The 11,564-nt window shown below is 30.3% G+C and carries 10 protein-coding genes; 2 read left to right on the top strand and 8 right to left on the bottom strand.

The genetic code is table 11. The features are described 5' to 3' along the window. Positions 1-27: 27 nt before the first annotated feature. The 5 genes from LC076_RS05425 to LC076_RS05445 all read right to left on the bottom strand — a co-directional run bounded on the left by LC076_RS05425 (position 28) and on the right by LC076_RS05445 (position 6,711). On the bottom strand, positions 28-3,630 hold the full coding sequence (locus tag LC076_RS05425) for a dynamin family protein (protein ID WP_226666784.1): 3,603 nt from the start codon (positions 3,628-3,630) through the stop codon (positions 28-30). Between the two features lie 205 nt (positions 3,631-3,835). Next, a complete protein-coding gene (locus tag LC076_RS05430; protein ID WP_226666785.1) occupies positions 3,836-3,925 on the bottom strand; it encodes a Fur-regulated basic protein FbpC in 90 nt (29 codons plus the stop codon). Between the two features lie 272 nt (positions 3,926-4,197). Further along, on the bottom strand, positions 4,198-4,746 hold the full coding sequence (locus tag LC076_RS05435) for an isoprenylcysteine carboxyl methyltransferase family protein (protein WP_226666786.1): 549 nt from the start codon (positions 4,744-4,746) through the stop codon (positions 4,198-4,200). A 9-nt stretch (positions 4,747-4,755) separates the two neighbouring features. Then, positions 4,756-5,850, bottom strand: coding sequence for a type III polyketide synthase (locus tag LC076_RS05440; RefSeq protein WP_226666787.1), 1,095 nt, complete (start codon positions 5,848-5,850; stop codon positions 4,756-4,758). Positions 5,851-6,168: 318 nt separating this feature from the next. Continuing rightward, positions 6,169-6,711: a GNAT family N-acetyltransferase gene (locus LC076_RS05445; protein ID WP_226666788.1), complete on the bottom strand. Its 543-nt coding sequence runs from the start codon at positions 6,709-6,711 to the stop codon at positions 6,169-6,171. Between the two features lie 214 nt (positions 6,712-6,925). Here LC076_RS05445 and LC076_RS05450 point away from each other — a divergent pair, with 214 nt between their 5' ends. Then, complete coding sequence (locus LC076_RS05450; protein WP_226666789.1) at positions 6,926-7,369, top strand: chemotaxis protein CheX; 444 nt, start codon at positions 6,926-6,928, stop codon at positions 7,367-7,369. Between the two features lie 443 nt (positions 7,370-7,812). Here the strand turns inward: LC076_RS05450 and LC076_RS05455 are convergent, their stop codons facing one another. Next, complete coding sequence (locus LC076_RS05455; protein WP_226666792.1) at positions 7,813-8,220, bottom strand: VWA-like domain-containing protein; 408 nt, start codon at positions 8,218-8,220, stop codon at positions 7,813-7,815. 692 nt (positions 8,221-8,912) lie between these two features. Here LC076_RS05455 and LC076_RS05460 point away from each other — a divergent pair. Further along, a complete protein-coding gene (locus tag LC076_RS05460) occupies positions 8,913-9,359 on the top strand; it encodes an SHOCT domain-containing protein (RefSeq protein WP_226666793.1) in 447 nt (148 codons plus the stop codon). A gap of 44 nt (positions 9,360-9,403) precedes the next feature. Here LC076_RS05460 and LC076_RS05465 read toward each other — a convergent pair whose 3' ends face one another. Both LC076_RS05465 and LC076_RS05470 read right to left on the bottom strand, forming a co-directional pair. Beyond that, positions 9,404-9,616: a methionine aminopeptidase gene (locus LC076_RS05465; RefSeq protein ID WP_226666795.1), complete on the bottom strand. Its 213-nt coding sequence runs from the start codon at positions 9,614-9,616 to the stop codon at positions 9,404-9,406. Between the two features lie 382 nt (positions 9,617-9,998). Beyond that, positions 9,999-11,504: a carboxypeptidase M32 gene (locus LC076_RS05470; protein WP_226666797.1), complete on the bottom strand. Its 1,506-nt coding sequence runs from the start codon at positions 11,502-11,504 to the stop codon at positions 9,999-10,001. Positions 11,505-11,564 lie beyond the last annotated feature (60 nt).

Below are 11,564 nucleotides of genomic sequence, written 5' to 3' on the forward strand. Positions count from 1 at the left end.
AAATTAGCTTTATTATTTATTTCTTATCTACGCTAAAAGTTCCAAGCTGTTTTCTATTTCAACTTTCTGTTTTTCAAGAAGCCCCGTATTTTGTGGTTGTAGGTCTAATAACGCTTCAAAACCTTCTGTAACTTGCTCAGTAATATCTGTTAAGAACTGAGTATAAATATCGACGATTACTTTTTCATAATAAGTTGTGAATTCATTTGTATAAATAGTTAATAATTCAGAAACAGGTTCACTAAACCTTTGACTCATATCTTCACTCATCGCTTTTTTTTCATTTTTTTCGAAAAAAGCTTTTGTATTCTTAAATAACTTTAATGATTGTTTTACTTTTGCAATCATTTCATCTGAAAACTCAATTTCTATAGTAGGAGTCTTAATTTCTTGTTTTTCATGATTTGTAACAGATACAGAGCGTGATTGTCGTTTAATAATTTGTGAAACTCTTACAAATTCATCATTCATTACTCTATATATAACATTTTCAACTCTAAGTGATGTAGCTTGAAGTTCTTGAATTAGTTCAAATTCTATTGTCTTGATAAGATCATTTAAACATAATAATAAAGCCTGTTGTGTATTCGACGAATGATGAAATACCCCTGGATGAAAAGCTTCTTTAAAAAAGTCATTGAACCTGTAAGATAATCTTTGTTTTAAGTAATGTATAAGCTCTTCTATTTCTTGTTTAACAGCTGAAATAATATGTTTGTCAGATAAATTATTAAGTTCATTTGATACATTACTTCTTTCTTTTAATAGAATTTGTTTTTCTTGTTCTTTCTCTGCTTCATCCCTTTTAGCTGCATCTAGGAAAGAATGGATTCTTTCTAGACAGCGCATTAGATCCTCACGAATAGAAAGAATGGATGTATTGGTTAATTCCTGTTTAATAAAATGCTCAAATTGGTGCTTAAATTGAATAAATTCAGTTTCCTTATTAATATTGTTAGATAAAATATTCAAACTTGACACACCAAATAATCTAACATTACTTATTTCATGCTGTAATAATTGATTCCTTATATAATCTTTTACAAGCTCTACTTCTTCTTCATCCTGTGCTAGGTCAATGGCATTAATAATAAAGAACATTTTATCTAGTGTGAAGGAATCTTTAACTCTTCCCAACTGACGAAGAAATTCTCTGTCTCCTTTAGAGAATGGATGATTATAATAAGTAACATAGAGAATTGCATCTGCTTTTTTAATATACTGAAAAGCCACATCTGTATGTCTTTTGTGTAAAGAATCAGCTCCAGGTGTATCCACAAGTGTAATACCTGCTTTTGTGATAGGACAATCATAATAAACAATCACTTCTTCAACTAAACAAGCTTTTTCTTCTTTCGCCACGAAATCCTTCATTAATTCTGTTGTTGTATCCACCACTAAATGATCACTTATCACCATAAGTTCCTGATAATGATGTAATGCAGTGCTATATTTTTTTATCTGTTCTGTTTCATTCACTGTTTTTCCTTTTAGCGATTTAAGTTTTTCACCTACTATTCCAAGAGTAGTCGTTTCAATTTTCAACGATGGGATCGACTCAATTATTTCATTAATTAATTTTTCTTCTGATTTAAGCTTGACTTCGACAACTCCATGTTCTTTCTGTTTTGTAGTTGGTGCAATTTTATTGATTGTTGCTGTTGTAGGGTTAGGTGAAGAAGGTAAAAGACGACTACCGATTAACGCATTGGCAAAAGATGATTTACCTGCACTAAATGCTCCAAATAACGCAACTGTAAACGTACGATTTTTGTAACTCTTCACTTTATCATGAATCACACTTGTGAATTGTTTAAAACCTTTTATATTTTCTAGATTATTAATTATCCTTTCTGTTTCACTTATGAATGCATCTCTATTTTCGATGTTCCCGACTGATGATTTTCCATCTAATTTTTCTTTGTTAGAATAAGTGGTTTTTTCTTTTTTATTATTTTGAAGAGAAATTCCATCAAGAGTTGTTTTTTTAAATAATTGATTAATTTTCAACCATTTATCACTATCTATTTCTCCATCTCCAACAGAGTTATTTAAGTGGTTGTTTAGAGAGATTTTATAATCTTCTAATTGCTTAAATTTAGTTAAAATATTTTCATAAGTACTAATTTCCTTGATACAGTTATTTATACGATGCTCATACTCATCAATCATACTTTGTTTTGCATCTCTTAGCACACCAATTATCTTTTTAAATATAGACATCACTTGTTGTTTACTATGTCTTTTTATAAGTTCACTAACATCTGAAGAGTAGGTTAAAACATACTGGTTATTGAAAGATGCTCCTGTTTTTAATGCTTCAGAAATTAGTTCGTCTGAAATCGATATTGAAAATGATTGTACCTGTTGCAATATCTCAGAATTATGGATATCGAACTTTTGAATATATTCCTTTAGCAAAGGAGTAAAATGCCATGTGATTTGTGTTTCAAGATTTTTCATTAAGCTTTTATATAGTTCTTGCTTTCTATTTTCACGTTCTTGTTCAGTTTTTGTTTTTGAAAAAAGAAAGCCCACTTTAAATGTTGGTTCAACAGCTTCAATAAACGATGAAACTTTTTCTCGAGTTTCATAAGGTACTAAATTTGCACTCTTTAAAATGGATTCCACTTTTTCAGTAATATCGTTTTGTATTGCTTTTAAATTCCCCTCTTCAGATTCAATGGAACCTTCTATCGAACTTTTTTCTGACAATAGTTGATGAACTAAATTTTGATACTGTTCTTTGTCTTCTATATTTATCTCTAATTGTTCTTGATAAGAATCTACAGAATCTTTTATTATTTGCACAACCGAGTTTTGTGTATTTATTTCAATATATTCCATTCTTTTTGTAACAACTGTTGTAATTAGTTCTTGAATATTTTCCAACTCATTGTTCTGATGATGATCTTTTTTTAAGCTAGTAAAAAATACATCACTTTTATGTAAACCTATATCTAAGAATGATTCGAAAATTTGATCTTTAAAATCAATAAATGAAACTTCACTTTCTACATGTTTATCAATTTGATTAACAATTAAAAAAATGTACTTGTTACGATCAATCATTTCTTTGACAAACGAGAGATTTTCTTCAGATTGAACATGATTATAATCTGTCACATAAAACACAACATCAGCCAAGTGAACCATTGATTCTGTTGAGAGTTTATGTGCAGCATCTGTGGAGTCAATACCAGGTGTATCCATGATCACTACATTCTCAGCTAAATTTTGGTAGGGCTTTTTAATTGAAATTCTTTCGATTTCATCGCCTTGCTTGCAATATTCCTTTATTTGATCAATTGAATATTGACCTGTTATTTCTATTTCTTCATTTCTATTAGAAAATAATGAAACATGTTCTTCTCCCTTTTCTAATAAAACTAAATTTGCACTAGTGGGAATAGGGCTAGTCGGTAGAATTTGTTCGTTTAATAACGTGTTTATCATTGTTGATTTACCAGCGGAAAAGTGACCTGCAAACGCTATGTATAACTTCTCATTATGCAATTTATTGGCAACTTCCAATAGTTTTCTTGCATTTTCAGAATCCTTTTCATTTACTTGATCATAAAGCTTTATTATTTTTTGGATGAACTCGTTTGTTTTTAAAGCCGCTGTCATATTAATCCCCTTTGTTTATCTTAAATTTCATTATATTCTAAATAACTTGATTAAATATTTATATTCTAACCTATATTAATGAAAAAACAAATGCATAACTGCCTTTTATTCAGAAGAAGTGTATATGACATAATAAACTCAAAATTACGTAGTGAAAATTTTTAAAAAAGCATTAAAAAAAGCCCACATATTTTGTGGACTTAACTTATGCCTTTTGAGCATCAATATTCTTTAGTATGTAGCCAATCAAGAGACTATACGTAATTACGGTACCACCTACAAATAACATCGTCATATTCGTAGCCGACCTCCATTTTTAATGAGAAGTATTTTCAATGCAAATTCATTTTATCATCAATGATAATCATTTTCAATACTTTATATAAACCTCATGAAATATTTGTCAGGTTTTTTAGGCAATTGAGCGATGTAAAATATAATGGTACTAATAATTTTTTTGTTTAGAATGAGCCTCCTAATTGCATATCCTCTTTTATCTTATTTTGATTACTTTTATGTTGGAATTTAAACTTTACATCATTATTATAAAATAAAATATCCTAATACCTATCTTTTTGGAACAAATCTAGATTTTAAGTTAAATGCTTCTTGATAATTCGTGTGTTCTTTAAGTGCCTTTTCCTCCGTAGGAATTCTAATGATCATCATTACTATGTTTAATATTGTAAATACCAAAGCGGTCACATATGCTTGAAATAGTAAAGGAATTAATAATATCTCAACAGCAACGATCATATAGTTAGGATGTTTTAAAAATTGATATGGTCCTCTTGAGATAACAATTTCATTTGGGACAATAATAATTTTCGTATTCCAATAAGAACCCAAAGATAGAAGGGCCCAGTAGCGTATCATTTGGGTTACAATCAGAATGGGAATCAATAGATACCAAAAAGCAGTAACCTCTCTTTGAAAAATCAAAACTTCAAATAAAAAAGAAAGTAAGAAGAACACATGAAGTGCAACTATATACCGGTAATGATCACTTCCATACTCAATACCACCACGGCTAAGCATCCATTTTTCATTTCTTTTTGCAATCACCAATTCTGTTAGTCTTTGTAAAATAAGTAGAGAAAAGAAAATATAAAACATTCTATTTTATTACCCCTTCCAAGTGACGAGAAGTAATTCAGAGCTGAATCCAGGTCCGAGTGCACCAATCACACCTAAATCTGATTTTTTTCCTATTTCTCGCTCTAAATATTTTTCTAGAACATACATGACTGTAACAGATGACATATTTCCGTGATTTCTAAGTACTTCTTTTGAAATATCTAATTGTCCCTCAGTAAAACCAAGTCCATCTATGTATGCATCAATGACTTTTTTCCCCCCAGGGTGAGCTATAAAGTGATTGATATTATTTAGCTTCAACTTATGTTCATCAAGAAATTCCATCATTTGTGGTTTTAACCACTTTTTTATTATAGAGGGAATATTTCTTGAAAAAACAACATATAACCCGTTATTTTTTATATCCCATCCCATCACATCTTCAGAATGCTTCATAAAAGTTGATCTTGTTCCAATGATTTCAGGTAAAGTAGATAATTTAGATTTCTTTTTCCACTCTACTGATTGACCAACAACACATGTACATGCTACTCCATCAGCGAATAAAGACGTACCTATTAAATTACTTTTACTATGATCGTTATGTTGAAATGTTAAACTGCAAAGCTCAACAGATATGACTAATACTGTAGACTTAGGAAATGCCTTACAATATTCATATGCTCGTGATAAACCACTAGCACCACCAGCACAACCTAATCCCCATATTGGAATTCTTTTTGTTGTCTTTTTAAATGGAAGGTGATTCATTATTTTAGCATCAATACTAGGAGTTGAAAATCCAGTACTACTTATAAAAAAAATCGCATCAATATCATCATACTTAATATCCTGGTTCAAAAGATTCTTATTTGTAAGACAATTTTCAACAGCTTCTATTCCGTATTTTACTGCTTTTTCAATATATAAATTATTTTTTTCTTCAAATGAATGCTCAGTTTGATACCAAGCGAGTTGTTCTGCAAATTGTCTTTTTTCAATTTGACCATTTTTAAAAACTGTTAATAAACGATCAATATCTTTAAATGAATCACTAAAGATTTCTTTTGCAAAATCAACAGCCATATTTTGACTCATTTCAAATTCTGGAATTGCTTTTCCTATAGATAATATGGTTGCCATTTCGTTTTCACCTCAAGTTTCTTAAGGTTACTATTTCCAATGATATACAATTTTATCCGAAAAAAAAGCAAAAAAAAAGCCTTCCCTATTTTTAGGAAAGACGTTTTAAAGGAGTTGTTGTTGTTGTGCTCTTTTATTATATAATAAATTTCATTCTTTCTCATTGTGAAAAATCTGGAATATGTTTTAGGATGATAAAATCTCCTTATAAATGCTATTATCAAACAACATCTTCCATATTTAAAGATCATTAAGAGGTCTAATTAGCTATAAAGACTGAAACTAACATATCTAACGTTTGGACAAAGTAAAAATAATTCAAATATCAAAAAAATAAGCCATGAAAATTTCATCATCATAACGATTACCAATTTTCACTTGTTCTTTTTGAATACCTTCTATAATAAAACCATATCTTTCATAAAGTTTTTGAGCTAATCCATTCGATGCAAATACAGTCAAACATAACTTATGTAAACTGTTAAGGCGACACCAAGCTAATGTATATGTCATGATTTCACTACCAATTCCCTGACCTTGTACTTGATCGATAAGCCATGTTCTAAATAAACCAGTGTGTCTTTTCATATCTAATTCCCCTCTTATTACTCTGGCAATGCCGACTATTTCTTTTTCTAATTCTACAACAATATACATATTGTTTTTATCATTCATTTCTTCAATAAAGCGCTTTTCTTCTTCTAAAGATCGAGGTTTTTCTTTTTGAATATATGTACCAGTGCGGATTATATGCTCTACTGCCATAATAATAGAATCTGCGTCTTTCGGCACAGCTTCTCTTAGAATTACTTTCTGTCCGTTTTTTGCAAGAAAGATTGTATTCTCCTGATTTTTATTCATAAAAATCCTCACCTCACTCTAGCATTATTGTCCTATATCCATTACTAGTAAAAAAATAAATATTGTCACTAAATAATAAATTAGAATCAGAAATTTCATACAAAATATAACAAATTACTACCGAATTTTTAATTTTTATGAAAAATGTGCTTTTTCAGCTATTTTTTATGCTAATATTAAGTAACAATTATAGGCTGGAGGAACTAGTAGGAAGATGAAAAAAGATGTGAAAGCTCAATTATTAGATGGAACAATGGCATCAATTAAAATGCTACTTACAATCCCCTATTCAATCGAGGATACAACCAATGTAATTCCTAAAGATCAATCTCTACACTCTGTTCAAATTGACCTAAAAGGTGAGTGTACTGGAACTATCCTCATTCAGGGACAAACGGGTGTTTATAGTATGATTGGAGAAGGAATGTTTGGAATGCCTGTAACTGGTGAGCTACTCGAATCCTTTATTGGTGAATTCGCTAATATGTTAACAGGTAATTTAGCTACTCTTCTTTCGAATCATGGTCTTACGACTGACATCTCAACTCCTAAGTTTCTTCCAAGTGTAGAAATCGATGATTACGAAACATTAGTAACCATACCCATAGAAATAATAGCACATGGAAATCTATCTATATCATTGTTTATAAATGAGTAAATAGCGCAAGCATCTGATTAGCCTCGGGTTATAAAACCAGAAAAATAATGTGTTCTTTGCCCTATGTTTAAAAAGGATGTTATTTTTCACTTGTCCGTCTAGGCGTTGGAGCTTGACACTTTATTTTAAAAATGAGACTGGGACATACATAACTTAAGTAAATAACAAAAATTCCGAACAAAGCTTAGCGGATGAAATATACGTAGACTCCTGTGGGATGAAAAGCAACGGCTAGACCCCACAGTGCGTAGCACGAGGAGGCTTGCCAGCTTCCCGCGGAAAGCGAAGTATATTTCAGGAGCGGCGTAACTACATTTACAACCATTTTTCGGTTTTTATTTTGTTAAAATACTTTTGTCCCAGTCTCTATTTTTTTAATTCATTCTTAAATAAAAGAAAGTAACTGAAAGACACTAATTAAGTTAAGTAATCCAATCTTTATTTTACGCCACTCGAATTGTCTTACCAAAAGGAACTTTAGGTACAAATTCATCAGGTACTAACCAAAATACTTCATTGGTGACATTTAACTCATCATAAAAATAACCTGTAACATCTGTAATATAAAATAATGTTTCAATTTCTTCTTTTTCTACCCACTCTAATACCTCAGTATAAGATGACTTACCATGATTATAATACTCCACCTTGTTTTCTTTAATCGGAGTAATACTTCTAATTTTAAAATCAGCTTGTACTAAAATTGCATCGGGAGTCACTTCACTAAACAATTTTATAATGTTTTGAATCAACAATTTGTTTATATCATTTGTTGAAGTATCAATTGCAAGAGCAATTTTCTTACCCTTTCTATCCATTAAATTAGACAGCAATTGTTTTTGCCACTTCATCTTAGCAACTCCCCTTACTTGATGAATTATGTTCAAGCGCTCTGTTGTTTGCTTGAGTTCCTTTCTAACATGTCTTTGAACATACCTGGCAGCACTTCTTAAGTTACTAGGAAGAATATCTGCTTAAGGCAGTAATGCATGTAAAATGTAAATAATCAACATCCAAGGCTTAACAGAGTGCTTTTTAAAGCATACATATTTTACGCTAATAGCATTTAAATATGCTTTTATTTTCAAGTAACCTTGTTGTATTAGGAGTGACCATTTAGTTATTCAGTATAACTTCCCGTTCCATTACAACTAGTACAGTCAAGAATAGCATCATAATTTGGAATATAAACACTAGTTAAAATCGAGGTAAAACCTCGCCCTCGACAATCAGGGCATTTCCCCAAATTTTCCAGCTCAGTTCTAACCTTTTCATTTCTTGTTTAGTTCCATTGACTTAATGATTGAAATAAATTCATATTTACTATCACCTTTTTTCCTTACTATTAACAAAAAAAGGTTTTTTACACATATTTTTTTATTAATTGAGTTATTCTCCAATTCAAAGTATTATTTAGTCATAAGGTTATTGAAGGAATTTCAACATTTTTCAGCATTTCTTATGAATATGCATTAACAATCAACATAAAATTTTGTAAAATAAAGTAGTTTCATTTATTTGAACGAAAGAAGAGGGATTTATAATGGCAGAGTTGGCTTTCAAGGAATATGTTTTTAAAAAAGGTAATAAAGTAACTGTTTATCTATATCAAAGCAGTATTGAACTAGTCCAGCACGGACTTTTAGGGAAATTTAATAAAATCAATTTAATTCCCTATAAAAATATTATAGAAATTTCTATAAACAAACCAGGATTTGCTTCAATTGGAGAGTTAATTATAGATTGTGGTGCTAATAGCAATAAAAAGGAAAAACAAAAAAACACAATTGATTTCTCTAAACATGAAATGGACCAAATCATTGAGTTAAAAGAAACACTTGAAAATAAAATAAACGAAATTAAAGGACTGAGAGTCGATTCTGCTATAGACAATTTTGATAAGTTAAAAAAGCTTAAAGAATTATATGATTTGGAAATTCTGTCTGAAACAGAATATGAAGAACAGAAAGAATTGTTATTAGAAAGATAAAAAAGAACCTTTTTTCAGAGTTTTGTTTGAATATTTACTACCTATTAAGATTGGTCACTATTCTCTTGTTCCCACTCTGAATATCTTCCAGTGCTATTACATGCATAACACTCTAAAGAATTTGCCAAATATGTGCTAGAAGTAATGATAAAGCCATGACCGCGACATTCTGGACATTTGTTAATTTTTTTCATTTGATTATGATACTTTAATTTTCTTTTATTGAACCAGCTAAAAAGTAAGGATTTAACTTTCATTTTTTAACCACTCCTGAGAATTCTTTTTACATTATATTCACTTTCAAAGGACAAGGTGAATGAATTTACAAATTATAAACCAGGATAAGAAAAAGAGTAATTTTCAATAATATGTTTTGGCAAATCAAACAAATTCGGTTAGAAGAAGCTCACTTCAATAAGAAATACAAAGTGCTTATCCACTATTCATCAATTTTAATAATTCCTGAACAACAAAAAACTGTTAACGTAAAAACATAAAGTTCCTACGTTAACAGTTCTTTTATTTTGTCATTATAACTAACTAAAATTATGGTATTTTTGGCTTTAATTGTTGTTTTTCATAAATGCTTAGGTAATACTATCACAGGTAAAGAAGTCAAACTTCTTCGGCTTTTCACTCTTAGAGCTGATAGATTTCTTTGTATTTCTCCTCAAGATATTCAATTAAATAGTTTGCATTCAAGCTTTCCCCTGTTACATCTATAAGAATTTCTAATGGTTGTTTTGTTTTTCCATATTTATGAATGTTTTCTGTGAGCCAATCCTTAATTTTATCAAATTGTTTATTCTTAATTAACTCATTAAAATTCGGTAACTCTTTTAACATCGCAGATTTAAATTGTGCAGCATACATATAGCCTAATGCATATGATGGAAAATAACCAAAACTTCCACCAGCCCAATGCACATCCTGTAAAACACCTTTCGCATCATTAGGCGGAGTTACTCCAAGATACTCTTGATATTTTTCATTCCAAATACGAGGCAGCTCATCCACAGTGATTTCTTCATTAAATAGAGCCTTCTCAATTTCATATCTAATCATAATGTGAAGTGGATATGTCAGTTCATCTGCTTCGATTCTAATTAGTGACGGTTTAGATTCATTTATTGCAAGATAGAAATCATCTAACTGGACATTAGAGAATTGTTCTTTTGAGTAAGTTTGTAATTGTTTGTAATAAACTTCCCAAAAACCTTTATTTCGCCCTATAAAATTTTCATAAAATAAAGATTGTGATTCATGAATACCCATTGATGTTCCACTACATAATGGTGTCCCCTCAAAATCTTCGGAAATATTTTGTTCATAAATTGCATGACCACATTCATGAATTGTCCCAAAAACAGCTGTACGAAAATCTGCTTCATCATACTTTGTCGTAACTCTCACATCACCGCGGTTTAATGTGATTTCAAAAGGGTGTACCGTTTCATCAAGTCTACCTGCTTCAAAGTCGTAGCCAATCTCTTTTAAAATGTACTCACTGAAATCTTTTTGATTTTGCTTTGGAAAGCGTTTGTACAAGAACTCAGTTTTAGGTTGTTTTCCTGAGTTAGCAATATCTTTTACAAGTGGGACGATTTTTTCACGTACTTGTGCAAAAACTTTATCCAATATTTCAACAGTTATACCTGGTTCATATTCATTAAGAAGTGTATTGTATTTATTACCATCATGTCCCCAGTAATCTATAAGTTTTTTATTGTAATCGACAAGTTTTTGCAAATAAGGCGCAAAAAGTTGAAAATCAGAATTGCTTTTCGCTTCTTCCCATACAGCTTCTGCTTTTGAGCAGAGAATCACATATTCCTGATACTCCTTTGCTGGAATAACTTTGTTTTTTTTGTATTCTTTCTTCATTAGTTCTACTGCCTTTTGCGTGACAATATTTAGTTCCTCATAAATTCCTTTTTCAGAAAGAGCAGTTAAATATTCATTCATTCTATCTGAAACTAGCATTTCAAAAGCTTCTGTAGATAACATTCCGATTACTTCGGACCGTTGTTCAATTCCTTTTTTAGGGGCACCAGTTCTCATATCCCAATACATGACATTAATTGCTTCATCATAAGCCTGCATTTTTTTTATGTAATCTAAAAAATCATTTTCCAATTGTTTCATTCAATCCACTCCCTTTTGTTATTCACTTTAAGATTATAGACCAGTAATCTACATGTCAAC

It is taken from the genome of Metabacillus litoralis (genome assembly GCF_020524045.1).
Lineage (GTDB): Bacteria > Bacillota > Bacilli > Bacillales > Bacillaceae > Metabacillus > Metabacillus litoralis_C.